This is a genomic window from Granulicella aggregans, from assembly GCF_014203275.1.
Lineage (GTDB): Bacteria > Acidobacteriota > Terriglobia > Terriglobales > Acidobacteriaceae > Edaphobacter.
In genome coordinates, this window is sequence record NZ_JACHIP010000004.1 from 352,749 (window position 1) to 375,421 (window position 22,673).

The following is a 22,673-nucleotide window of genomic DNA, read 5'->3' on the forward strand; positions in this document are numbered from 1 at the left end:
TCTGCGAAGCCATGGCTCTAATTTTACATGCAGCGTGGAATGTCCGCTTGTCAGGCGTAGCACAGGGCGATCGTTTTACGTCCCACCCATGCGCGGTGAAACTGCGCATGGATGGGGCACCCGGGCGTTTGGTTCCGGGACGTGATCAAGAGGCGAACTACTTCATCATGGTGTCAGTCTTCGCGCCCTGCTCGGCGAGCATGGTCACCTTGGTGATGTGGACTTCCTTTTTTGTAGCGTCTTCGGTGCCGGTGAACTGGATGTGGTGTCCGTAGTGGCCCTTGATGGAGTCGGGATTGTCGATGCTCCAAACCTGTTGCTTGGCGTCATCGACGAAGACCGGCTTTGCGCCTTCCTTGATGCACTTGGTGACGCATCCGGGGTTGGCACCCTTGACGCTGGCGTGCTCGGCGCCGCAGCCCGATTCGCTGATCCAGCCATCGACGGTGACAGTCTTCGGGGTGGCGTCGATGGCAAAGGCGGCGATGGACGTAAACGCGCAGGCTGCCGCAATGTTGAGCTTGAGAAGAGACTTCATGGATCCTCCGGAGCGCATTCAAGTTAGTTCGGAATGCTGCAAGTGTACGCCATCCGGGAGGATCGGGATCAGTTGATCTCTGACAGACCGCCGGGCGTGCCCGCGTGCGCCTGTTCGTCAGCGCCAGACTGCCATAGCCCGGGATTCTCAAGGCTGGAGCGCTTCTTGGAGTCGGGCACCAGCACCAGGGTCTCTTCCTGCCGGTCACGCATGATCACGACCGCGACAGGCTTGCCCCGGTTGCCCCGCACCAGCTTGTACCACTCGCTTGTGCCTGTGACGATAACGGCATTGGCGCGGACGACGACATCTCCGGCGCGCAGCCCAGCGGCAGCGGCCGGGCTGTTGGGGTCAACACTTCTCACCAGCAGGCCATTGCCACCCTGCGATCCAAAGTACTGCGCAAGCTGCGGACCGATCATCTCCAGCACGACGCCCGTATAGGAGGAGTTCAACAGCATCGACGGGATCAGGCTGTGCCCATGCGGATCGGGAGGAGCGGTGATGGGCGCATTGGTGAGCGGTGATCCGCCCATAAAGCTATTGCCATGGAAGCTTGAGGAGTGTGAAGGGTCGGGCACGCTCTGGTGCTGATCCCACGCCTGGCGTTCGAGCGCCGCGCGATCGGCGGTCTGCATGGTGAGCGTCTGCTGCTGGCCGTAGCGGCTGAAGACGAGGGTAACGTTGCGGCCCACCGGAGTCTCGCGCAGGATGCGGCGAAGCTGCTCCTCGCCCTCGATTGACTGGCCGTTTACCTGGAGAATGACGTCGTGCTCGGTCAGACCGGCGATTCCGGCAGGTCCGTCGTGATCTACCTGGATCACCTCCGCACCGCGCGCTTCTTTCAGCTTGAGCAGCGTCAGTCGGTCTTCGGTGACGTCGCGGAACCCGATTCCGAGGAAGCCTGGAGGTGCTGTCGCGGGTGCGGCAGCCGCGCCACGTGCTCCGCCATGTCCACCGAGGGGAAACGCCGCGAGGCTAATATGCACCCGTTGCGCCGCAGCCAGACTTGTGCAAAGCAGCGGGAGGCCAAGCGTGATGGTGAGCTTTGCGGCTCCCGCCGTCCAGCTCGGTTGTCTTGTCGGTGTGAGCGTCGATTTCATGGCAGAGTCGGACATTTCAATGGATATAGACTGCCGGAGATTACTGAATATCACCAGAACTTTGTAATGCGTTGAACGAGGCGGTCCGTATGTACGGGTTCTCGTCCTCGACAGAGAGTTTGCGAAGTACCTGGCGCACGCTCGAATCGGACTGCACCGGCGGGATGGCTTTGAACTCTGCCTGACGGACGGTCATGCTGGTGTCGTGCACCATCGATTCGAGTATGGCGTCGCGAACACGCTTGTCCTTGGCCACGTAGGGCTCCAGACCTTCGAGAGCCGAAAGGCGGACCGCCGGATTCTGGTCGTAGCGCAGGGCCACCATCAGGACGGTCCGGATGTCTTCGCTGTCGGCGGCGTCCCCACGACCGGACGCGAGGCAGCGATGGCCGGCCTTGCACTCACTGGCCAACAGGGCAACAGAACTCTCGCGTACGTTGCCGGTACCGCGATCGAGTGATCCCATCATCAGCAGCTTGCGAATCTCCGGCTCGTCGAGCGAACCCTGGACGGTCTCGGGAACGACCTTGTTGTAGTTCACCTGGATGATCTCGGAGTCAGGCGTGCGAACGATGCCGGTGATGTTCGCGACACTGCTGTTGGCCAGGTTTGAGATGTGGGTAGCGCCGGGAAGACGCGGCGAATTGGCGGCCTGGTACTGAAACGTGAAGTATCCGCCGAAGAACCCGGCGCCGACCAGCAAAACGGTCAGTGCAGGCGACGTCCGGATGTTGGCGAGCGAGCCGAAGAAGAGACTCCGCACATGGGTAAGGAATCCGTGCGGCGGAATCTGGTCGAGCTCTTCGTCCAGCCGCATCCGCGACTGCGCAAGCAGGTTCGGCGAGGGCTCGAGCATCGGATACAGGGCAAGCTGCTCCTGCATCAGCTTCAGCGACTCGAACTCCTGCCGGCAGGCCTCGCAGCCCGCCAGGTGCTCTTCAAGGCCATCGATTTGTTCGTCGTGGAGTTCGCCGTACCCGGCAAAGACCATATTTTGTTGGGCAATCTCGCACTTCATTTGCTTCCGCCTCTTCAGCCTCAAAGATGTACCGCTATGCGTCGGGTCTGTGTTGCTCGCCCTTCGTCATCTCGTTTCAAGCCGGCGTGGAGATTGCGCCGGGTAAATCTCGATCTACTCGCTACCTGACGTTCGCCAGGTTGAGCCTTAGTTTTCTTGTTGCCCGGAAAAGGGTGTTCTTTGCCGTCTCTTCCGTCGTGTTCAACATGTCGCCGATCGTGCGCAGCTTCAAACCCTGGTAGTGCTTCAGCTCGAAGACGGTGCGCTCGCGCGGCGTCAACTGGTTCAACGCATCGCTGATCGACTCGCTCATCGCCTTGCGCTCCAGTTCGCGGCCCGGATTCGCCATCGCCCTGGTGTCGGGAACGTTGGCCATCAGGTCCATCTCGTCGCCGCTGGCGTCAAGCACGGTCGCAGGATCTTCGCGGCGTGACTTCCGGCGGCGAAGCTGGTCGAGGCACAGGTTCGTCACGATCCGGTAGAGCCAGGTGTAGAAAGAGCACTCGAAGCGAAAGTTCCCCAGGTGGCGATACGCCTTGATAAAAGCTTCCTGGTGAACATCCTGCGCGTCCTGCTCGTTGCCGAGCATATGCAGCGCCAGGCGGAGAACTGATTGATCGTAGCGCCGGACCAGGGAATCGAAGGCGGCGCGCTCTCCGCGTTGCGCTTCGCGGATCAGTTCGTCATCCTCGGTGCGCTGCAGGGCACGCGCATCCATCTGCGCCTGGGTGAGCTTTCCACCGCGTCCCGAGCGCTGGTGACGCTCTTCCGAGTGTGTCCCGATCTTCGGCATCGCTGGCAATGATTCTACCGGCAACGTGGCCGAATTGCGCAGCAGTGCGGGTTGCGCTCCAAGTGCAAGAGCGAAGGGGCTTACTCGGCTCGCCCGCGAGGATACCGGGGGTGAGGTGGTCTGGAGGGCGAACTCGCCGTCTGGGGTGAGGCCTAACGCTTCTACATTCATCTGTTTCCGACTCCGGAGTCAGGAACTGTTCGTTCACAGTAATAGACCCGGATTGCTGTGGAAAGTGAGCGTCCGCGAAAATATTTTTTGCACCAGATCGACTGGTGGAATTGGGGAGTTTTCAGTTCGGTAGACTGGAAGCATGACCACCCGCTCCACCCCTTCCAGCTCCCTCTTCTCCGATCAATCCAGTCAGTCCAGCCGTAGCTCTTCCGGCGCGTGGATCTCCGCCCACTGTGACGGCGGAGCGCGGGGAAATCCCGGCCCGGCGGGTTATGGCGCGCTGATTCAGGCGGCGGATGGCAGCGTCATCGCCGAGCTTTCGGAGTTTCTCGGCTTCAAAACAAACAACTTCGCCGAATACTCCGGCCTGCTGGGCTGCCTACAGTACGCGATCGACCATGGCCACTCGCGAATGAAGCTGGTCTCGGACTCCGAGTTGATGGTGAAGCAGATACAGGGCAAGTACCAGGTCAAGAGTCCCGATCTGAAGCCGCTCTACGATGAGGCGAAGCGGCGAATCGCCAAACTCGACGGGTTTGAGATCAGTCACGCGCTTCGGCACAAGAATAAAGACGCTGACCGGCTGGCGAACGAGGCCATGGATCGGGGGATGAAGAAGCCAGGCTCCGCACCAGCGACAGCCCCAAAGGCTACGCCGTACCCCGACCGCGCTACTGCCCCGCCGGTGCCCATCGCCTACGCGCAAAAGGCCGCGCCTGCGCAGGTTGCCAGCTCAAGCGCCATGCTGCGCGGCTTCACCCGGGATGGCGTCATCCATATCCTCGGCGAGGATAGACTGCCCGAAGGCATCTTCGTCAAGATCATCCGCGAGTAATGAACGACCGTCATCCTGAGCGGAGTTCGGCGCCTACGCGACGAACGAAGTCGAAGGACCCCGAGGAAGCTCGTACGGCCCATGAGCTTCGAACCTTTCTCCCATTCAATCTCCCCGTTCATTGAAGTGAGTTCCATGCGTTCGACGTTGTTCCTGTTGTGCCTCAGCCCTTTCGTTTCAACGGCTTCAATAGCTCAGGAGCCAGCTCCCATTCCCCTGTCTCCAGCCCCTGTTCCTGTACCGCAAGTGAAGCTGAGCATCGACGTGACCACGGTTGAGCCCATGCTCTTTTCGGAGGACCTGCCCGACCGTTCCGTCGTGCAGTTCGACCTCCGCGAGCATCCCATGCTCTTCAATAGCCCGGTGGACTATCTGCGGCAGGACGCTGCGCTGAACCTGGAGTCCCGCGCGGGTAACGGAGTGCAGGCTGACCTCTCGATCCGTGGCACCACCTTCGAGCAGACGCTGGTGCTGGTGAACGGCCTGCGCATCAATGATCCCGAGACCGGGCACCTGAACCTCGACATCCCTGTCCCGCTCGAGGCCATCGCGAAGATCGATGTGCTGCACGGCTCAGGCTCGACGGTCTACGGTTCGGACGCGATCGGCGGTGCGGTGAACCTGATCACGCGGCCGCCAGGGGCAACTTCCGTTGCGACAAAGGCGGGATTCGGCAACCTCGGCAGCGAAGAGCAGCACCTCCAGGCGGACCTTCATTTGAGCGCTGTTGATGGACAACTGACGGGTAGCCGCGACACCTCGAACGGCTTCTACTCCGGCGGGAGCAACGACCGCGGGTATCACTCGAACGCGGTCGCTGCCGAGACCTGGCTGCATCACAGTGCTCTAGGTACGACGGACATCCTGGTAGCGGGGAGCGACCGTCCCTACGGAGCCAATCTCTTCTACGGGCCCTATCCCTCGTGGGAGCGGACCAAGGGATGGTTCGCGTCTGTGCAGCAGCAACTGGGGCCGAAGACCGCGCTCGACTTCGCGTACCTCAAGCACACGGATCTGTTCGTTCTCTTCGATGGCCAGCCGAGTATCTATGAGAACAACCACGTCGCCACCAACTGGGAAGGCGCACTTCGCCGGAGTGACGGTCTAGGCAAGGAAAGCACTGTCTCCTACGGACTTGAGGCCGAAGCCGACACCATCGCAAGCTCCAACCTGGGCCACCACGGAAGGAATCAGGGCGCGGGCTACGTGAATCTCTCGCTGCGTGAGTTCAATCGCCTCTCACTGACAGTCGGCGCACGCGAAGAGGTCCTAAGCGGCGGTGGCAGCGTCTTTTCGCCGAGCTTTGCCGGAGCGTTCCGTCTCTCAGGCAGCTTGCGGCTGAGAGGTGCCGCTGGGCATGGATTTCGCCTGCCTACCTACGTCGATCTCAACTACTCCGATCCAACCACGATCGGCAACCCGAAGCTCAAGCCCGAGACCTCGTGGAGCTACGAGGGTGGCCTCGACTGGACGCCCGGAGGCCGCTTCCGCATCTCCGCAACGGGCTTCCAGTTGAATCAACACAACGCCATCGACTACAGCAAATACTCGTTGACCGACAAGTGGCAGGCGATCAACGTCGATCACTTGAACTTCACCGGTGCGGAGACGAGCGCGCTCGTGCGGCTCTCCGGATCGCAGGAGATCGGTCTCTCCTACACTGCGGTGAGGGCGGCTTCGCCACCGGCGGGACTTATCTCGGAGTACGCCTACAACTACGCCGCACAACGGGCGGTCTTCTCCTGGAGTAGTGAGTTTCTGCACCAGGTCATCGCGCGGACGCAGGTCGCGGCCGTGCAGCGGACCCAGCATACGGTCTACCCGCTGTGGGACCTCTCAATTGCCCGAAGCAAGGGTAGGGTGCAGCCGTATCTCCGGCTCATGAATCTCTCCAATACCGGCTACCAGGAGATTCCGGCGGTTCCCCTGCCGGGACGGACGATCATGGGCGGCGTTGCCTACGTCTGGAGCAGGCCCGGCAGGTAAAGAGAGCTACTTCGCCAGTTCGGCCTTGACGATCTCGCTGACCAGCTTACCGTCGGCGCGAAGGCCATCGGCGAGGATGCGCTGCTGCACAACCTTCATCGCCGCTCCCATGTCTTTCATGCCGGGCTTGGTGCCAGCTTCAGCGAGGGTCCCGATCGCGCCCTGAACTACTTCGCGGATCTGGTCTTCGCTGGCCGCCTGCGGGAGGTAGCCTTCAATCATTGCGATCTCGACCTGCTCCTTCGCCGCGAGCTCAGGCCGCCCGCCCTTGGTGAAGGACTCGACCGACTCACGCCGCTGCTTCAGCAGCGTCGTCAGGATCTGCGCCTCTTCGGCATCGGTCAGCGGCTCACGCTTGTCGATCTCTTTGTTCCTTATCGCCGACTTCACCATACGCAGCGTGGTTAGCTTGTGCTCGTCCTTGGCCTTCATCGCGGTGATGATGTCGGTCTGTATCTTCGCGGCAATTGTCATGGGATCAATTCTAAATCGCTGGCAGGGGAGAATCTTTGATTACGCGGGCAACCATTATTTGGATGCGAAATAAGAGATCTTTCCGCCAATCCGCTGTAACGTGACTGCCGTCTTCACAGCAGAAGGTGGAGTAGTCCACCTGTAACCGGGCCTGTTTCAAGCCGAGCCTGCCAGGGCTCGGTGAACGTTGTTCATGCCCCCAACATCACTGGTTGATCACGTAACGCCGCGCCGACACGCTTCCCGGCGACAGCCCGGCACTGCGTCACAACGCACTCGTTACAAGGAGAGGCATATTGTGGAAACGAAACTGACAAAGCTTGTAGATAAAGCCCTTTCGCGCAGGAACTTTCTTGTGAGTTCGGGTACCGTGGCCGCCGCTGCCGTCCTTGTGGGATGCGGCGATAGCACCTCAACCACCACGCCGCCGCCGGTAACCCCGCCGACCACAACGCTTACGGATGCGGACTACCTCAACTTTGCGCTGAACCTTGAATATCTCGAAGCCGAATTCTATCTTCGCGCCGCAACGGGCAATGGACTTTCGTCTACCGACGCTGGATCAGGTGCTGGGACCGTTACAGGTGGAGCTCAGGTCAGCTTTGCGACCGCCGCCTATGCCAGCTATGCCAACCTGATCGCGCAGGATGAACTGAATCACGTCCGTCTGCTGCGCACTGCGCTCGGTTCATCTGCGGTCGCTCGGCCCAACATCGACCTGACGGCTGGCTTCAATGCGGTTGCATCGGCTGCAGGCATCGGATCGACCTTCAACGCCTTCGCGGATGAGAACTCGTTCCTCGTTGGCGCCTTCGCATTTGAAGATGTTGGCGTTACGGCGTACACCGGAGCAGCAGCTGCTCTTACGTCGGTAGCAAATCTCAGTGCCGCCGCCGGTATTCAGGCGGTCGAGGCCTATCACGCTGGCATTATTCGCACCATCATCGCTGGTGCAGCCTCGGTCTCTGGAGCTTCTCAGGGTTACCTGACCGCGGCGAACCAGATTTCGGCTCTGCGCGGAAAGCTGGGTGGCGGCAACGAGACGATGCTGAGCATCAACAGCATCGTCGCGGCTGACTCGACCAACGCCATCGCTTTCGCCCGTACGACAGACAACGTGCTGCACATCGTCTACGGCACGGCTCCGGGTGCGGGCGTGAAGAGCGGCGCATTCTTCCCCAACGGACTCAACGGCAACATCTCCGTAACCACGGCATAAGGACAGGGACCCCATGGCAAATTTAGAGACACAGATACTGGATGAAGTCATCGTCAAGAGCCGCCGCAAGATGCTTTCCTTGGGCGGAGCCGCTCTTGCCGGTCTTGCAGTTGCTGGAGTGACCAAGGCGAATGCGCAAACGACCGCATTGACCGATGCGGACATCCTCAACTTCGCGCTGAACCTCGAATACCTCGAGGCGCAGTATTACAACCTCGCCGTCTCCGGCGTCACCATCGACAAGTTGGCGACGCCGATTCCGATCAGCGTCAACGGTGGAACTGGCGGAACTGTAGTTCTGAAACCAAACTTCGCGAAGGTCCCGTTTGTCGATACAGCCATTGCTGCCTATGCGGCAGAGACGGCTATTGAAGAGGGCAAGCACGTCAGCTTCCTGCAAACCCAACTTGGCTCCGCAGCGGTCTCGATGCCGAACATCGACCTGTACACCTCGTTCAACACGCTAGCTGCCGCCGCAGGCATTGGGCCGGCGTTTGATCCGTTCGCCAGTGACGCGACCTTCCTCATCGGTGCGTACATCTTCGAGGACGTAGGGGTCACGGCGTATCACGGTGCAGCGGGATCGATCAGCAATAAGACAACCCTTACCGCAGCCGTCGGGATTCACGCGGTCGAGGCGTATCACGCTGGTCTCGTCCGTCTTTCGATCAACCGGCTGGATGCGGGTTCGGGAACTCTGCTTGACTACACGCAGAAGATCTCGGCGACTCGTTCGGCGCTGGCGAACCCCGGCGGCAAACCGCTCGCGCAGGACGACTTCGGCATCATGAACACGACGGTCGCTCTGCAGGGGACGTCGGCGACCTACCCTGTGACCACGCTGGTCGATGTCGATATCAGCGAGAGCAGCGCCGCTACCAGCTACAGCCAGGGATTTGCCCGCACACCGCAACAGGTGCTGCAGATCGTTACCGGCGGCGGCGCAGGCAACAAGGGCGTCTTCTACCCGGCTGGCCTAAACGGCACGATCAAGTAAGGCTTTCAATTTTCGCACCCGGAGGCGCGGCCGCAGTTGGGCGGCGTCTCCGTTTTTTTTGCTTCGAGAGCCCGCGATCAGGTGGGTCTCCGCATCAACTCATCTCTGAAGCGGCCTCGATACAATGAGGGCATGATCCGCAAGACCCGCCTCTTTACACCCGGCCCCACTCCTCTGCTTCCCGCCGCACAGCAAGCCATGGCCGCCGCCGATATGCACCCCGGCTCGCCGGAGTTCCGCGCCCTCTACCTCCGCGTGCTCTCTCAGCTCAAGGAGTTCCTCGGCACCGAGAACGACGTCGTCTGTCTCTCCGCCTCGGGCACGGGTGCGATGGAGGCCTCCGTCTCGAACCTCACCTCTCCAGGCGACCGGGTGCTGGTCTTATCTGCCGGCAAGTATGGCGAGCGCTGGACGACGCTGGCGGCGAACTTCGGCTGCGCCGTCGATGTGGTCACAGCACCGTATGGCGATACGTTTGCGCTGGACGAGATCAAGGCGAAGTTGAAGCTGGAGACGCGTTGCGTCTTCATGCAGTCGACGGAGAGTTCGACGGGCGTGCAGCACTCGGTAGAGGCCGTTGCGAAACTGCTGAAGGAGACCGAGAGCGAGGCATTGCTGGTGGTCGATGCCATCGCCGCGCTGGGCACGACCGAACTCCAGGTGGATGCCTGGGGGATCGATGCCCTGATTGGCGCGTCGCAGACGCTGAAGGTCTCGCCCGGGCTAAGCTTTCTCGCCCTCTCGGAGAAGGCCTGGGACCGCATGGAGGCGAGCTACAACCCGCGCTACTACTTCGACCTGCGCAAGCAGCGCAAGAGCGCCACGCACGGCGAGATGGCCTACACGCCGCCGGTCGCGCTGATTGCAGCTTTGGGTGCCGCGCTCGACTGGATCGCGGCGCAAAAGGTTTCGGACGGGCGTGGATAAACAGTTGTGTCAATAAACGCGGGTGCCCCATGTCTCGATTCTGAGACGTGGGATTTCCCAAATGCGATTCCAAGTTCTGTGTCTATCTTTGGAGCCTATCTGCGTGGCGTCCTTCGAATCCGCTTGCTTCTTCTTCTGGCCGTCGTCTCGGCACAGTGCTTCGCAGCGGCTGTCTACACCTACAAGGTCGTCGCGACCTATCCTCACTCAACCTCAAGCTACACCGAAGGCTTCTTCTATCTCAACGGCCTCTTCTACGAGAGCACCGGACTCGAAGGCCATTCTGAGGTGCTGGCGATAACGCCCGCTACGGGCAAGCCCGTTCAGCAGATCAGTCTTGCTCCAAACTACTTCGGCGAAGGCATTGTCGACTGGGGCCCCAATATCCTCGGCTGGACTTGGCAGACCCATGCTGGTTTTGTCTATGACAGGTTCTCTTTCCGGGTCGTCGGACAGTTCAAATACGACGGCGAGGGCTGGGGCATGACTCGAACGGACTCCGAGATCATTACCAGCGACGGCAGCTCCACTCTTCGCTTTCGCAACCCGCGAACGTTTCAAGAGACGCACCACATTGTCGTGAAGGATGGCACGCGCGCCGTCGATCAACTCAACGAGCTCGAGATGGTGAGGGGCGAGATCTACGCGAACATCTGGCACTCCGACCGCATTGCGAGGATCTCGCCGAAGGACGGACGTATTCTCGGATGGATCGATCTGAGCGGCCTTCTGCCGGACGACCAAAGAGTCAACTCTGAGTCAGTTCTCAACGGCATCGCTTACGATGCGAAGGGTGACCGGCTTTTCGTGACGGGCAAGCAATGGCCGAAGGTCTTCGAGATCAAGGTACTTCCGAAGTCGAATTAGTTCCCCGTCCTGATACCCTGTCCTCGGTAGAAAAATTGCTTATGAAGCGCTCAACCCAAGTCGCCGCTCCTCTCGTCGCCGCTGCTGCCATGGCGATGCTCGCTGGCTGCCATCACCAGGAGATGCAGCGTTGTGTCGATGAAAACAACAAGGTCGTCGACCAGTCTTTCTGCCAGCAGACGGGGCAGGTGCAGCGGCCCGATGGTCACGGCGGATTCATCTTTATTCCCATGCCTTACCACTACTATTACGGTGGATACGGCGGTTACGGCTTGGGCAGCGTCGTCGGCGGAGGTGGCTTTACGCCGATCCCGGGGCGGTCGTACTCCACTACAGCGCGTGGCGGCTTTGGCAGTTCGTTCTCGCACAGCTCTGGCGGTGAAGGCGAGGGTGGTGGGCACGGCGGGGGAGCGGGAGAATAATGCGTCGCATTGCAATCGATCCACGAGAGAACTGGCAGCAGAAGGTTGAGGCCGTCGGCCTGGTCTATCACACGCCCGACGATGACAGCATGGACCGCCCCTATTGGGATGAGTCGAGTGCGTATGAGTTCACCGCAGCCGAGATCGACACGCTTGAGGCTGCAGGCAACGAGATGCAGACCATGTGCCTCGCCGCGGCGCAGCACATCATCGACAACAAGCGCTATGAGGAACTCGGCATTCCGTGGGCTGCTATTCCAGCCATCGAGTGGGCGTGGGAGAACGAGCCGCCTGCGATTTATGGGCGCTTCGACTTCAGCTGGGCAGGCGCGGAGAGCGGCGAAGCTCCGAAGCTGCTGGAGTACAACGCCGACACGCCTACCTCCTTGCTCGAAGCGGCAGTGGTGCAGTGGAGCTGGCTGGAAGAGATGCCGGAGTCGCTGGTCTCGGCGAATCGCGACCAATTCACCTCGATTCATGACAAGCTGATCGCGAAGTGGAAGGACCTCGACAACTATCTTTCGAAGCCGGTCTATTTTGCGGCGCTCGACTATCCCGAAGACCAGTTGACGACGGTCTATCTGCGCGATACCGCCGAGCAGGCAGGCATCCCCACGTTGCAGATGTTCATGTCGGAGATTGGGTGGAATGACGAGCTGCAGGGCTTCCTCGATCCCAACGAAGACCAGATGTTTTCGATCTTCAAGCTGTATCCGTGGGAGACGATGCTGGGCGAGGAGTTCGGCACGCACGCGCTCGACACGTATCAATCTGTCCGCTGGATCGAACCGATCTGGAAGATGCTGCTCTCGAATAAGGGCATCCTGCCTATCCTGTGGGAGCTCTACCCGAACCACCCGAATCTTCTCGAAGCTTACTTCGATTCGCCCAACGGCATGAGCAGCTACGTGCGCAAGCCGCTGTTCTCGCGCGAGGGAGCGAATATCACGCTGGTGCGGCCGGACTCGCAGGCCATCGAGACCGACGGTCCCTACACTGGCGGCAGAACGATCTGCCAGGCGCTCGCGCCGGAGGTCGTCTTCGAAGAGACGGATGGCAATCTGCGCTATCCGGTACTCGGCCTTTGGATGGTCGACCAGGAGTGTTGCGGCTTGGGCATTCGTGAATCTGCCGGGCCGATCACGGACAATCTCAGCAGCTTTGTGCCGCACTTCTTCGTCTAGCCGCTCTTGTAACCCGGCTACGCTACTCGGATTTCGTTCCAGATACACTAGAGTCGTCAAGGCATCACGCAGATGAGGACGCATTATGGAGTTTCAGATCGAGTTTGAGCAGGAAGACGATGGACGTTGGATCGCTGAGATTGTCTCACTTCCCGGAGTCATGGCCTACGGCGTCTCCAAATCAGAGGCTGAGTCGAAGGTCGAAGCTATGGCTCTCCGCGTCCTTGCTGACAGGATGGAACGCGAGAATACGACCATGAAGCGCGTTCAGTTTGCCGTGGCATAGATCACGTGAGCCATTGGCCCAGCTCGAAGGCGCGTAAGGTTTACCGGGCGCTTCTCCGGATTGGCTGGGTGGAAGATCATGTGGTCAAAGGCAGCTCGCATCAGCAACTCAGACGGCCCGGCTTTCCTGAATTTACCTGGGCTTTTCATGACACAGACGAAATCGGGCCGAAGATGTTGGCCAGGATAGCGAAGCAGACGGGTCTCAAGCCTGAAGACCTTTAGCCCCAACCCTGAAAGTAAAATAGGAAAACATGAAGATCGTTCTCGCCGAAAAAGTCTCGCCCGCCACCCTAGCCGTCTTTCAAGAGGAACCCGGCTGGCAGATCATCACCCCTGACCAGATCAAGAATGGCTTGGCCGCAGAGCTTGCTGACGCCGACGCTCTTGTCGTCCGCTCGGCCGTGCAAGCTGATGCCGCTCTGCTCTCGCATGCCCCGAAGCTTCGCGTAATTGGCCGCGCCGGTGTTGGCGTCGACAACATCGATACCGATGCCGCCACCCGTCAGGGCATCGTGGTGATGAATACGCCGGGAGCGAACGCCGTTGCTGTCGCTGAGCTAACGCTCGGCCTGATGATCTCGATGGGCCGTAGCATTCCCCGCGCCAACAGCACCATGCACTCCGGCAAGTGGGACAAGAAGTCGCTGCAGGGTTCGGAGCTGCGCGGCAAGACGCTCGGCATCGTTGGTCTCGGCCGCATCGGGCTTGAAGTAGCTCGCCGGGCTAACGCTTTCGGCATGGACGTCATCGGCTACGATCCATTCATCGCTCCGGTGATCGCGCGCGAGAACGATGTGACCCTCGTCGGCATCGACGACATCTTCCGTGGCTCGGACTATCTCACGCTGCACGTCGGCCTGACCACTCAGACCGAAGGCCTGATCAACGCGCACTCCATCGCCATCATGAAGAAGGGCGTCCGCATCATCAACTGCGCGCGCGGCGAACTCATCGTCGATGAAGCATTGGTCGAAGGTCTGAAGTCGGGTCAGGTCGGCGGCGCGGCGCTCGATGTCTTCCGTCAGGAGCCGCTCAAGGACTCGCCCTACTTCAACCTGGACAATGTTCTTCTCAGCCCCCACATCGCGGGTTCGACCGACGAGGCGCAGGAAGCCATCGGCATCCAGCTCGCATGCCAGGTGCGCGACTATCTCAAGCTTGGCGTGGTCCAGAACGCGGTCAATCTTCCATCGCTCTCGCATGAAGAGTATGCCGAGCTTGCGCCGTACATCGAGATGGCGGAGCGCCTCGGCCACTTCCTCTCGCACGCCACGCCGGGCAATCTTGAAAACATCCAGATCACCTACTCGGGCCGAATCGCTCAAGGCAAGACGGAATTGGTGCGGAACGCGGCGATTGCCGGCATCTTTGCCCACTCTGATCCAAGCGGCGACCCAGTGAACCGCATTAACGCCGCTGCCATCGCCGCCGATCGCGGCATCCGCATCCAGGAAGACAAGAAGGAGTTCGTCACCGGCGGCTCGGGCTCGGTACTGAAGCTGGTACTGCACTCCTCCGATGGCGACGTGAGCGCTTCGGCGACCGTGCTGCACGGCACTTCGCCACGGTTGCTTGCTTACGACGGCATCGATATCGAAGCGCCGCTGAACGGCACGCTGGTCGCCATCCGCAACCACGACGTTCCCGGCGTGATTGGCCGCATCGGAACGATCCTTGGCGAGCACTCGCTGAACATTGCGAACTTCGCGCTTGGACGCTCCGTTCGCTCCCAGCGTGTGCCGCAGGGACAGGCACTCGCGGTCGTGCAGATCGATGTTTCCAATGCGAGCGAGGCGTCGGCGGCTATCGAGGCGCTCCGTAAGATCGAGGCCATTGCAAGCGTACGACTGGTGGAGCTCGGCAAGCTATAAGCAGTTCATTCGGACCTACACCACTTATGCCCGTCGGCCTCTGACGGGCATAAGTGCATCTGAAAGCTCATCTGAGGCCGCTACGGCAAGGAGCTGTGTTAGCTTCCTCACATGGCAATCCTCAACCCATCCGAGATGCTCTCCGTAGCTCTCGAGCAAGCCCTCATCGGCAATGAAGAGGGCGGAGTTCCCGTTGGTGGCGCGGTGTTTCACGTCGACGGAACTCTGCTCGGCGCTGGCCGCAATCGCCTCGTTCAGGAGGGCAACGGCTCGCTCCACGGCGAGACGGATGCTTTCCGCGCAGCGGGCCGACGTCCCCATTGGCACGACACCATCCTCGTCACCACGCTTGCTCCCTGCTGGTATTGTTCCGGCTTGATCTACCAGTTCCGTTTCCGGCAGATCATCGTGGGCGACTCCGTCAACGCGCAGGGCGGAACCAAATGGCTGCGCGAGCAGGGAATCGACATCCTCGATCTCCACTCGCAGGAGTGCATCGACCTGATCGCCGAGTTTCAGCAGCGACGCCCGGATCTCTGGAACGAGTGCATCGGCGAAGTTTGATCTTGCATGAGGCGCTAAACTAAAGACAGCACCTCGCAGCAAGGGAAACGACGCACAATGCCTCTTTACGAGTACGAATGCACCGCCTGCCATAAGCGCACCGAGAAGATCCAGAAGTTCTCCGACCCCGAGATCACCATCTGCCCCAAGTGCGGTGGCCCTCTGGAGCGAGTCCTCTCCGCGCCTGCGATCTCGTTCAAGGGCGGAGGCTGGTTCGCCGATGGCTACGGCAATGCCAAGCCAGCGGCCAGCGGATCAAGCGAAGGCGGCAGCAAGGGTAGCGAGTCCACGAAGTCCGAGAGCAAGCCGTCAGGTGACAGCAGCCCCGCATCCACTCCGGCACCCGCTGCTGCTCCTGCCGCGCCAGCGGCCTCCGCTCCGGTAAGCAAGCCCTAAGCCACTTCGGCAGCCGAATAATTTGATCTTTGGCCGCAGTCTTAAGATCGGCTATGCTCTAAGCAACTCCCGTATCGAAGAGTAGTTTTTCGCCATGCGTCTTGCCGTGGCCGGGAAGTGCTTTATCCAGCCTCAGATTCCGACGCCGAGGGAAACTACCAGATGGAGCAGGGCATCTCCGCAACTGTCGAACCGATAGCTGAACCTGCCAGCGGTCTGCGCTCCGGCGTGCTCTCGCCCATGGAGACGCTTGCGCAATCCATCTCCACCATCGCGCCCACTGCCTCGCCGACGATGACCGTGCCACTGGTCTTCGTGCTCGCCGGCAACGGAACCTGGCTTGCGTATCTCTTCGCCACCAGCGCGATCCTGCTGATGGCCTTCGTCGTCAGCAAGTTCGCGCGGTACTCCTCCTGTTCGGGCTCGCTCTACACCTACGCAACGTCATGCTTTCCGCCGATCGTCAGCGACATCGCTGGCTGGGCGATGCTGTTGGCCTACGCGGCGACTGGAATGTCCGTGGTCGGTGGCTTCATCAACTACGCGAACGTCTTCGCACTGGAGTTCCTGCATCGCCCCGCGCCACCAGTCCTGATGGCGATCCTCTGCGTCGGCGGAGCCACCTTCACCGCCTACCGCGATGTACAGGTCTCCGCCCGGCTGATGCTCTGGATCGAGGCTGCCGCTGTCCTGATGATCGCAATCGTGCTGGCGCTGCTACTGTGGCGCAACGGCTTGCATGTCGATCCCGGCCAGTTTCATCTCACCGGCGTCTCTGCTTCAGGCGTTCGCCTCGGAGTCGTCCTTGCCATCTTCAGCTTCGTCGGCTTCGAAAGCGCAACCAGTCTCGGCACCGAGGCGGTCAACCCGCTGCGGACCATCCCGCGTGCGGTGATCCAGAGCGCCGTATTTGCGGGACTTTTCTTCATCCTCTGCGCCTATCTTGAGACCCTTGGCATGCACGCGCTCAACCAGAACCTGGGCGAATCTACCGCGCCCATGCGGTCGTTGGCACGGCTCGCGGGCGTTGGCGTGCTGGGAGTCTTCATCGACCTCGGCGCTCTGGTTAGCATGTTCGCCTGCACCCTAGCCTGCCTGACCGCAGCTGCACGGGTGATGATGCGCATGGGGCAGAACGGTATCGTTCACCGCTCGTTCGGCGTGGCGCATAGCAAGAATGCAACGCCTCACCTCGCCGTGCTTTCGATCGGGTTGGCCATGGCGCTGCCCGTGACGTATCTGGCCGCGCGAGGCTTCGATAGCCGCGACATCTACGGCTGGATGGGATCGCTCTCTGTCTACGGCTTCATCACGGCGTACGGTCTGGCAGCTGTCGCTCTGCCCATCTACCTGAAGCAACACACCGGACGGCTATCGGGCGGTACGTTGGCTCTATCGATCGCAGCGACGTTGGCGATGGTGCTGGCACTCGCCGGCACACTCTATCCCGTCCCCGACCGGCCTTACAACTGGCTACCCTATCTTTATCTAGTTTATTTAGCTTGTGGGACAGGCTGGTATCTGGTGAGCGCGAAGCGGCGACCGGTGCTCGTCTAGCTCCGAAATTCGCCGATATCCTCGTACCAAATCTCCGGATGCTCATGGATAAACCCCTCCATTAAAGTGCGGCACTCAGCCGAGTCCAGGATGATCACCTTGACCCCAAGCGTCCTCAGCCACTCCACACCACCAGCGAAGGTGCGGCTCTCTCCTACGATCACTGTCCCAATGCCGAACTGCACGATCAACCCGCTGCAATACCAGCAGGGAGCAAGCGTAGTGGCCATGGTCGCGTCGCGATAGTTTTTCTGGCGTCCAGCACGGCGGAAGGCGTCCGTTTCGCCGTGAATGGACGGGTCGTTCTCCTGCACCCGCCGGTTATGACCGGAGCCCAGAAGTTTGCCCTCGCCATCGAAGAGTGCCGCCCCTACGGGCACGCCCCCTTCTTCGCGCCCAATCCGCGCTTCCTTCAGGGCGACCTGCAACATCGCGTGGTGACGCTCTGATTCAGTAAGGTCCAGGCTCGGCTCGCTCATGCCTCCAGCATAGCAAGCGTTACTTTTTAGGCGGAGGTGGAACCTTCTTGCCTGCCTTGCGAGCTTCAGAGAGTCCGATCGCAATGGCCTGCTTGGGATTCGTTACTTTCTTGCCGCTCCGACCGCTCTCCAGCTTGCCCTGCTTCATCGCCGTCATCTCGCGCTCGACACTCTTTCCAGCTGCCGGGCTGTACTTCTTCGCTGTGGTCTTTTTCGCGGCACTTTTCTTTGCAGCCGACTTCTTAGCTGAAGCTTTCTTGGCTACAGACTTCCTGGCGCTTGTCTTCTTCGCCGTGGACTTCTTTGCCGTTGCCTTCTTCGTAGCCATCTGGTTTTGCCTCCGCTGAGTGAGACTCACCAACGCGATCTTCAAGTTGCATGAAGCCTCTTGCGAGCCTTGAACACCGCAGTTACCAAAGCGACTACTCCAAGGAACCAAAGGAGCGCCATGAAAGCTCGATGCCGCCAGCTTGTTGTGCGCTGAAGCTTGCCGTCATGCCACGCTTGGTGCGCCGCGATCAGATCGGCGGAAAGCCCGGGGATTGTAATGGCGGACAGATCGTCCGTTGGGAGCGAGCCGAAGATCCGCTCCGGCTCCGGCAGACTCCCGGCTCGATCCTTCGGGATCGCAGCAATCAAGCGGTTCACCTCTGCATCGTTCGGGTCATCGAAGAGACTTGAGTCTGCGGTGTTGGGAAACAGCGTCGCTTTTCCTGTCATCTTCTTTTCGATCGCAGCGACAGTGTCCTGGCAGACACCGAGACCATAGTAGCCGCCGAATGGCATCGCCGGTCGGGCGATGTGTTGATGCGCGTAAGCGATCGTGAAGAGGCCAATCAGCCTCGTCACCTCGAGCGCATCGGCGTCGCGATATTCATGAGCGTGACGACCCAGCACCCATGCCTGATCCAGCGTGTCCATCACGCGGAACTCCGCCTTGCCATCCACCCCGTAGTACCAGCTGACACGCGCGTTAATCTTCGGCCCACTCACAGTCCACTCGTACTCCGCGTGGCTTACCGGCACCAGCAGCGGCCGGTGCGTCCCCGGAACAACAATCTCTGAATTCACCCAGAACGGCATCATCACATCCTTGCCCTGGTAGTGAAAATGCCCAAAGTTCGCGAAGTATCGCGCATCTGAAACTAGAACGTCGTGGCCGGATTGCATAAGAGCTCCTATCAGTTCTTCCGGCGTCTTCACCGACTTCCCCGAGATTGTAACCACTGCAGGAGCAGATCCCTCGACCCCATTCATCGCCAGCCGGTTCAACACGTCCGCGAGTCGCTGGCTCTCCGCGTGAAGTGGAGCAATCGCAGGATTGGCGTCGTCACCACGAACCACGCCGTCTCCAAGCGCACTCACCAGGCCTTTGGACGAGAAGCCCGGCAGATGCGACCGCTCATCGAGTGAAATCGTCTCTTTTTTCTCCAGCGAATGATCGCCGAGATCGATAAACTCCTTCAGCTTGGTCTGCGTCTCTTTGGCCGATGCTGACGCTCCCGGATGTCTCTCTGACATTCCTTCCAGCGCTGCATCTTTCCCGGCAAAGTGACCCACAACGCGCACGGTCGGGTTGATCTCGCGCATCGTCCATCCCGGAAAGCGATCGAGACGCTGCCAGTCCTTGCCCAGGATGAGCTCACGCAGCCGCGTTATCAGCGGTGGCGTCATCGCTGCCGGCCCATTCTTCCCGCTCTTGTCGATCTGAGCGATGAAGGCCTCGGTAAAGCCGGGCTTATCCGAAAGCTCCCGCATCATCTGCGCCAGCAGCACGGTCTTTGGCGGCATTGGTGTCTCCGGGACAGGATGCGATCTCTGGTCTCCACGGCAGCCCATCATCGCAATAAGGATGGCAACTGAGCTGGCATTCGCGATCGTCCGGCCAAATTGTGAACCTACGGTCATGCTATTGATCCTGCTTCTGCGGCGCGGCGATGGCCTCAGCTTCAGCATCTCCGCCATAGACGACCTGCCCGTACTCAAGGATAGTGACCATGCCCACTCCACCACAGATGTTGCCGGCTACTGCTGGAAAAAACCATGCCGGATACGCAGTCCACGCCGCCTGATGGATCAGGATTGCGACAAGCACTTCACCGCTGGTGGCGATGCAGTGCGCGAAGCTTCCCAACCCAACGACGAACGTCAGTATCCAGATAATCATGACGGAGCCGGTGATCGAATGCGAGCCCGAGACCAGCCACGCCGTCAGCGCGATGATCCATCCACCCATCACACCGCTCCAGAAAATCGCCGATGTGGGATTGTGCGCCGCCTCAAGCCCAAGCTTGGCGAGCGACTGTACAAACTCCGGCTTCAGCGCATGGGTAAGTGACACGAGGCTCGCAAAAGCGAAGGCTCCCACGACATTTGAGGGCAATACAGCTGCCCAGAGCCGCATTGTGTTCCAGAAGTGCCGCTTCTCAGAAAGCACCAGCGCAACAGGGTAAAGTGTGTTCTCAGTGAAGAGCTGCGAGCGGCCCAAGATAACAACGATAAATCCGATCGGGTAAAACATTTTTGCGATGAATTCAACTGATCCGGAGGGCTGCGTTCCGGGAGGTGTCAGCATGGCGAGTGCGATCGCCGTCCCAAGCGCTGACAAGCCCATGAATGTTCCGCCTGCAAATCCCGAGATGATCAGGGAGACAGTCGACCGGCCGAGCTCCTGCCGGGCGTTGTTGGCAACTTGCTCATAGATTTCCTCGGCACTTGGGCGCTCCAAGTGCTTCTGGGCGTCCTGAGCCTGGGGCGGGGCGGCGGTCTGTGTGTGTCGTCTGCGAAATGGCATGAGTTTCCTGGCTGACTATCGGTTCAAATCGGTCAGATGCGGAATCCTCGGTCGAGACGCGCGGCTTGGTAGAATCAAGCTGATTATGTCGACCGCCACCTTGCTTTCCCCAGAGATTCTCGCCAAGTACCAGCCCGTCATCGGGCTCGAAGTCCACGTCCAGCTCCTCACCGAGTCCAAGGCCTTCTGCGGCTGCGTGAACAAGTACGGCGGCGACCCCAACAGCCACGTCTGCCCCACCTGCCTCGGCCTGCCCGGAGCCTTGCCCGTGCTGAACCGTAAGGCGGTCGAGTTCGCCGTGCTTGCGGCCCGGGCCATCAACTGCGAGATTCGCGAGACCAGCGTCTTCTCGCGCAAGAACTACTTCTACCCGGACTCGCCCAAGGGCTACCAGATCTCGCAGTTCGACAAGCCGATCGCGGAGAACGGCTGGCTTGATGTCCCTGACGCGACCGGCGCATCGAAGCGCATCGGCATCACCCGCCTGCACATGGAAGAGGACGCCGGCAAGAGCATCCACGACGGCTTCGCCGACTCCGTTTCGAAGACCTACATCGACCTCAACCGCTGCGGCACGCCGCTGGTCGAGATCGTCTCCGAACCCGACCTCCGTACCGCCGACGAGGTCTTCGAGTATCTCACCAAGCTCAAGGAGATCCTCCTCTACACCGGCGTCAGCGACTGCAACATGGAAGAAGGCTCGCTGCGCTGCGATGCCAACGTCAGCGTCATGCTCAAAGGCGCGAAAGAGTACGGGACGAAAGCCGAAGTCAAGAACGTGAACAGCTTCCGCTACATCCGCTCTGCTGTGGAATATGAAATCGAGCGCCAGATCGGTGTGATCGAAGACGGCGGCCGCGTCGTGCAGGAGTCGCGCCTATGGAACAATGCCGAGGGCCGGACGTACTCGATGCGCAGCAAGGAAGCCGCGCACGACTACCGCTACTTCCCCGAGCCTGACCTTCCGCCGCTGGTCGTCGGAGCCGCATGGCAGGCCGAGATTCTGAAGTCCATGCCCGAGCTTCCCGAAGCCCGCCGCGCCCGCATGATCGCCGACTACGAGATCAGCGCCCAGGACGCCGCCACCTTCACCGCCAGCGCTGCCTTCGCCGACCAGTTCGAAGCCGCCGCGAAGAAGGCCAGGAGCCCGCGCCGCGTCGCGTCCCTGTTGACCAGCGAGATCACCATGCGCCTCCGCCTCGCCGGCCTCGAGCTCGACGAGTCCCCGGTCTCGCTTGCCGGCATCGTGATGGCCGCGGACCTCGCCGAATCAGGCGAGCTTTCGAGCAAGATGCTGAAGCAGCTTTTCGACACCAGCTTCGCCGAGAGCAAGGACTTCCCCGAGATCTACGAACGCGACAAGCCGAAGCAGATCTCCGACACCGGCGCAATCGAAGCCATGATCGACGAGGTCATCGCCGCCAACCCCAAACAGGTGGAGCAGTATCGCGGCGGCAAGAAGACAGTCGCGGCGTTCTTCGTCGGTAACGTAATGCGTGTGTCGAAGGGGCAGGCTAATCCAGCGATTTTGAATGAACTTGTCACAAAGAAGCTAGACGCGCTCGGGGCCCTCTAAACAACCTGTACCCCAATTTGTGCCCCATTCATCGCGCCTTTGTTTCATGCGATGAGTGGGTCTTAGCAGCGGCACGATCTCTCGTCGCAGCCAGCCACTCCGACTCAATCTGAACCACACCCGGAACCCCGGTAGCGTACTGGCAGTAGCTGGACCACCGATACTCTTCCGGTTGCGTCACCGGCCCGCGAGAGACAGGGTTGCGATGAATGTAGCGAATAACCTCTGCCATGGAATCTTCACCGCGAAGATTGCGGTCGAAGTATCTCGTCTGCCAGAACTGCTTTCGAGCTCCCTTGAGCTTCCTCGAAACTTCTTGTTTGAAAGCTTTCAGGAACATTGCCACCTGTATCTTCGGCGGCTCGTTCATCAGGATGTGGACGTGCTCTGGCATCAGGACATAGGCATAGATGAGGGCATCGTGCCTCGCACGAGTTCGCTCAAGAATCTCTTCAACGATTTTGTTGGCGACAGGGTCTGTCAGGCACGGCTTTCGCTCGTAACAACTGAAGGTGAGGAAGTGAAGCGATTCCGCCTGCTGATACCTTGTAAGGCCGTAGGGCATGGCGGAATGATAGCGCCGAATTGAAAATCAGCATTTGTGGCGAGAC

The 22,673-nt window shown here is 60.3% G+C and carries 25 protein-coding genes; 15 read left to right on the forward strand and 10 right to left on the reverse strand.

The annotated features are described in order from the left end of the window. Window positions 1-157 precede the first annotated feature (157 nt). From HDF16_RS15220 to HDF16_RS15235, 4 genes are all read right to left on the reverse strand, one after another. Window positions 158-538 (reverse strand): hypothetical protein, encoded by a 381-nt coding sequence (locus HDF16_RS15220; protein ID WP_184218068.1) that lies wholly within the window; start codon window positions 536-538, stop codon window positions 158-160. A gap of 68 nt (window positions 539-606) precedes the next feature. Continuing rightward, window positions 607-1,641: a PDZ domain-containing protein gene (locus tag HDF16_RS15225; RefSeq protein ID WP_184218070.1), complete on the reverse strand. Its 1,035-nt coding sequence runs from the start codon at window positions 1,639-1,641 to the stop codon at window positions 607-609. A gap of 40 nt (window positions 1,642-1,681) precedes the next feature. Then, a complete protein-coding gene (locus tag HDF16_RS15230) occupies window positions 1,682-2,659 on the reverse strand; it encodes a HEAT repeat domain-containing protein (RefSeq protein WP_184218072.1) in 978 nt (325 codons plus the stop codon). Between the two features lie 121 nt (window positions 2,660-2,780). Next, the gene (locus tag HDF16_RS15235; protein WP_246409143.1) at window positions 2,781-3,623 is read right to left on the reverse strand and encodes an RNA polymerase sigma factor; all 843 of its coding nucleotides are present in this window, start codon (window positions 3,621-3,623) and stop codon (window positions 2,781-2,783) included. 142 nt (window positions 3,624-3,765) lie between these two features. Between HDF16_RS15235 and HDF16_RS15240 the strand changes: the two genes are divergently transcribed. Together HDF16_RS15240 and HDF16_RS15245 are read left to right on the forward strand one after the other, a co-directional pair. Next, the gene (locus tag HDF16_RS15240; RefSeq protein ID WP_184218074.1) at window positions 3,766-4,461 is read left to right on the forward strand and encodes a ribonuclease HI family protein; all 696 of its coding nucleotides are present in this window, start codon (window positions 3,766-3,768) and stop codon (window positions 4,459-4,461) included. Window positions 4,462-4,596: 135 nt separating this feature from the next. After that, the gene (locus HDF16_RS15245; RefSeq protein ID WP_184218076.1) at window positions 4,597-6,447 is read left to right on the forward strand and encodes a TonB-dependent receptor plug domain-containing protein; all 1,851 of its coding nucleotides are present in this window, start codon (window positions 4,597-4,599) and stop codon (window positions 6,445-6,447) included. A gap of 6 nt (window positions 6,448-6,453) precedes the next feature. Here HDF16_RS15245 and HDF16_RS15250 read toward each other — a convergent pair whose 3' ends face one another. Next, complete coding sequence (locus HDF16_RS15250; RefSeq protein WP_184218078.1) at window positions 6,454-6,921, reverse strand: GatB/YqeY domain-containing protein; 468 nt, start codon at window positions 6,919-6,921, stop codon at window positions 6,454-6,456. 298 nt (window positions 6,922-7,219) lie between these two features. On the opposite strand from HDF16_RS15250, the gene HDF16_RS15255 reads away from it, so the two are divergent. The 12 genes from HDF16_RS15255 (at window position 7,220) to HDF16_RS15310 (ending at window position 17,213) form a co-directional block, all read left to right on the forward strand. Continuing rightward, window positions 7,220-8,140, forward strand: a complete 921-nt coding sequence (locus HDF16_RS15255) for a ferritin-like domain-containing protein (RefSeq protein ID WP_221312781.1) — start codon at window positions 7,220-7,222, stop codon at window positions 8,138-8,140. Window positions 8,141-8,153: 13 nt separating this feature from the next. Then, complete coding sequence (locus HDF16_RS15260; protein ID WP_184218082.1) at window positions 8,154-9,137, forward strand: ferritin-like domain-containing protein; 984 nt, start codon at window positions 8,154-8,156, stop codon at window positions 9,135-9,137. Between the two features lie 132 nt (window positions 9,138-9,269). Next, complete coding sequence (locus tag HDF16_RS15265; protein ID WP_184218084.1) at window positions 9,270-10,064, forward strand: aminotransferase class V-fold PLP-dependent enzyme; 795 nt, start codon at window positions 9,270-9,272, stop codon at window positions 10,062-10,064. 78 nt (window positions 10,065-10,142) lie between these two features. After that, window positions 10,143-10,931 (forward strand): glutaminyl-peptide cyclotransferase, encoded by a 789-nt coding sequence (locus HDF16_RS15270; RefSeq protein ID WP_348641325.1) that lies wholly within the window; start codon window positions 10,143-10,145, stop codon window positions 10,929-10,931. 41 nt (window positions 10,932-10,972) lie between these two features. Next, window positions 10,973-11,353 carry a hypothetical protein gene (locus tag HDF16_RS15275; RefSeq protein ID WP_184218086.1) on the forward strand — a complete coding sequence of 127 codons (381 nt, stop codon included), beginning with the start codon at window positions 10,973-10,975 and terminating at the stop codon, window positions 11,351-11,353. After that, window positions 11,353-12,537 carry a glutathionylspermidine synthase family protein gene (locus tag HDF16_RS15280; RefSeq protein ID WP_184218088.1) on the forward strand — a complete coding sequence of 395 codons (1,185 nt, stop codon included), beginning with the start codon at window positions 11,353-11,355 and terminating at the stop codon, window positions 12,535-12,537. The genes HDF16_RS15275 and HDF16_RS15280 overlap by 1 nt, the downstream gene beginning before the upstream one ends. Window positions 12,538-12,622: 85 nt before the next feature. Then, complete coding sequence (locus HDF16_RS15285; protein ID WP_184218091.1) at window positions 12,623-12,823, forward strand: type II toxin-antitoxin system HicB family antitoxin; 201 nt, start codon at window positions 12,623-12,625, stop codon at window positions 12,821-12,823. Between the two features lie 5 nt (window positions 12,824-12,828). Next, window positions 12,829-13,047: a type II toxin-antitoxin system HicA family toxin gene (locus tag HDF16_RS30695; protein ID WP_184218093.1), complete on the forward strand. Its 219-nt coding sequence runs from the start codon at window positions 12,829-12,831 to the stop codon at window positions 13,045-13,047. Window positions 13,048-13,076: 29 nt separating this feature from the next. Continuing rightward, complete coding sequence (serA, locus tag HDF16_RS15295) at window positions 13,077-14,696, forward strand: phosphoglycerate dehydrogenase (RefSeq protein WP_184218095.1); 1,620 nt, start codon at window positions 13,077-13,079, stop codon at window positions 14,694-14,696. Window positions 14,697-14,807: 111 nt separating this feature from the next. Further along, window positions 14,808-15,260 (forward strand): nucleoside deaminase, encoded by a 453-nt coding sequence (locus HDF16_RS15300; protein WP_184218097.1) that lies wholly within the window; start codon window positions 14,808-14,810, stop codon window positions 15,258-15,260. Between the two features lie 57 nt (window positions 15,261-15,317). After that, window positions 15,318-15,656: an FmdB family zinc ribbon protein gene (locus HDF16_RS15305; protein WP_184218099.1), complete on the forward strand. Its 339-nt coding sequence runs from the start codon at window positions 15,318-15,320 to the stop codon at window positions 15,654-15,656. 117 nt (window positions 15,657-15,773) lie between these two features. After that, a complete protein-coding gene (locus HDF16_RS15310) occupies window positions 15,774-17,213 on the forward strand; it encodes an APC family permease (protein ID WP_348641326.1) in 1,440 nt (479 codons plus the stop codon). Here HDF16_RS15310 and HDF16_RS15315 read toward each other — a convergent pair. From HDF16_RS15315 to HDF16_RS15330, 4 genes are read right to left on the reverse strand one after another with little or no spacing between them, the layout of a single operon-like run. Continuing rightward, window positions 17,210-17,692, reverse strand: a complete 483-nt coding sequence (locus tag HDF16_RS15315) for a nucleoside deaminase (RefSeq protein WP_184218101.1) — start codon at window positions 17,690-17,692, stop codon at window positions 17,210-17,212. The two genes, HDF16_RS15310 and HDF16_RS15315, sit on opposite strands and share 4 nt — an antisense overlap. 19 nt (window positions 17,693-17,711) lie before the next feature. Then, the gene (locus HDF16_RS15320) at window positions 17,712-18,020 is read right to left on the reverse strand and encodes a DUF6496 domain-containing protein (protein WP_184218103.1); all 309 of its coding nucleotides are present in this window, start codon (window positions 18,018-18,020) and stop codon (window positions 17,712-17,714) included. Window positions 18,021-18,061: 41 nt separating this feature from the next. Further along, window positions 18,062-19,600, reverse strand: a complete 1,539-nt coding sequence (locus HDF16_RS15325) for a hypothetical protein (RefSeq protein WP_246409145.1) — start codon at window positions 19,598-19,600, stop codon at window positions 18,062-18,064. 1 nt (window position 19,601) lies between these two features. After that, the gene (locus tag HDF16_RS15330) at window positions 19,602-20,486 is read right to left on the reverse strand and encodes a formate/nitrite transporter family protein (RefSeq protein WP_184218105.1); all 885 of its coding nucleotides are present in this window, start codon (window positions 20,484-20,486) and stop codon (window positions 19,602-19,604) included. Between the two features lie 85 nt (window positions 20,487-20,571). Here HDF16_RS15330 and gatB point away from each other — a divergent pair, with 85 nt between their 5' ends. Then, window positions 20,572-22,062 (forward strand): Asp-tRNA(Asn)/Glu-tRNA(Gln) amidotransferase subunit GatB, encoded by a 1,491-nt coding sequence (gatB, locus tag HDF16_RS15335; protein ID WP_184218107.1) that lies wholly within the window; start codon window positions 20,572-20,574, stop codon window positions 22,060-22,062. Window positions 22,063-22,090: 28 nt separating this feature from the next. Here gatB and HDF16_RS15340 read toward each other — a convergent pair whose 3' ends face one another. Beyond that, entirely contained in the window at window positions 22,091-22,627 is a 537-nt protein-coding gene (locus HDF16_RS15340) for an REP-associated tyrosine transposase (protein WP_184218109.1), read from the reverse strand. Window positions 22,628-22,673 lie beyond the last annotated feature (46 nt).

Bases quoted from the DNA above. Each gene is read 5' to 3' on its own strand.
- HDF16_RS15220 (WP_184218068.1), bottom strand. From the start codon at position 538: ATGAAGTCTCTTCTCAAGCTCAACATTGCGGCAGCCTGCGCGTTTACG.
- HDF16_RS15225 (WP_184218070.1), bottom strand. From the start codon at position 1,641: ATGAAATCGACGCTCACACCGACAAGACAACCGAGCTGGACGGCGGGA.
- HDF16_RS15230 (WP_184218072.1), bottom strand. From the start codon at position 2,659: ATGAAGTGCGAGATTGCCCAACAAAATATGGTCTTTGCCGGGTACGGC.
- HDF16_RS15235 (WP_246409143.1), bottom strand. From the start codon at position 3,623: ATGAATGTAGAAGCGTTAGGCCTCACCCCAGACGGCGAGTTCGCCCTC.
- HDF16_RS15240 (WP_184218074.1), top strand. From the start codon at position 3,766: ATGACCACCCGCTCCACCCCTTCCAGCTCCCTCTTCTCCGATCAATCC.
- HDF16_RS15245 (WP_184218076.1), top strand. From the start codon at position 4,597: ATGCGTTCGACGTTGTTCCTGTTGTGCCTCAGCCCTTTCGTTTCAACG.
- HDF16_RS15250 (WP_184218078.1), bottom strand. From the start codon at position 6,921: ATGACAATTGCCGCGAAGATACAGACCGACATCATCACCGCGATGAAG.
- HDF16_RS15260 (WP_184218082.1), top strand. From the start codon at position 8,154: ATGGCAAATTTAGAGACACAGATACTGGATGAAGTCATCGTCAAGAGC.
- HDF16_RS15265 (WP_184218084.1), top strand. From the start codon at position 9,270: ATGATCCGCAAGACCCGCCTCTTTACACCCGGCCCCACTCCTCTGCTT.
- HDF16_RS15275 (WP_184218086.1), top strand. From the start codon at position 10,973: ATGAAGCGCTCAACCCAAGTCGCCGCTCCTCTCGTCGCCGCTGCTGCC.
- HDF16_RS15280 (WP_184218088.1), top strand. From the start codon at position 11,353: ATGCGTCGCATTGCAATCGATCCACGAGAGAACTGGCAGCAGAAGGTT.
- HDF16_RS15285 (WP_184218091.1), top strand. From the start codon at position 12,623: ATGGAGTTTCAGATCGAGTTTGAGCAGGAAGACGATGGACGTTGGATC.
- serA (WP_184218095.1), top strand. From the start codon at position 13,077: ATGAAGATCGTTCTCGCCGAAAAAGTCTCGCCCGCCACCCTAGCCGTC.
- HDF16_RS15300 (WP_184218097.1), top strand. From the start codon at position 14,808: ATGGCAATCCTCAACCCATCCGAGATGCTCTCCGTAGCTCTCGAGCAA.
- HDF16_RS15305 (WP_184218099.1), top strand. From the start codon at position 15,318: ATGCCTCTTTACGAGTACGAATGCACCGCCTGCCATAAGCGCACCGAG.
- HDF16_RS15315 (WP_184218101.1), bottom strand. From the start codon at position 17,692: ATGAGCGAGCCGAGCCTGGACCTTACTGAATCAGAGCGTCACCACGCG.
- HDF16_RS15320 (WP_184218103.1), bottom strand. From the start codon at position 18,020: ATGGCTACGAAGAAGGCAACGGCAAAGAAGTCCACGGCGAAGAAGACA.
- HDF16_RS15325 (WP_246409145.1), bottom strand. From the start codon at position 19,600: ATGACCGTAGGTTCACAATTTGGCCGGACGATCGCGAATGCCAGCTCA.
- HDF16_RS15330 (WP_184218105.1), bottom strand. From the start codon at position 20,486: ATGCCATTTCGCAGACGACACACACAGACCGCCGCCCCGCCCCAGGCT.
- gatB (WP_184218107.1), top strand. From the start codon at position 20,572: ATGTCGACCGCCACCTTGCTTTCCCCAGAGATTCTCGCCAAGTACCAG.
- HDF16_RS15340 (WP_184218109.1), bottom strand. From the start codon at position 22,627: ATGCCCTACGGCCTTACAAGGTATCAGCAGGCGGAATCGCTTCACTTC.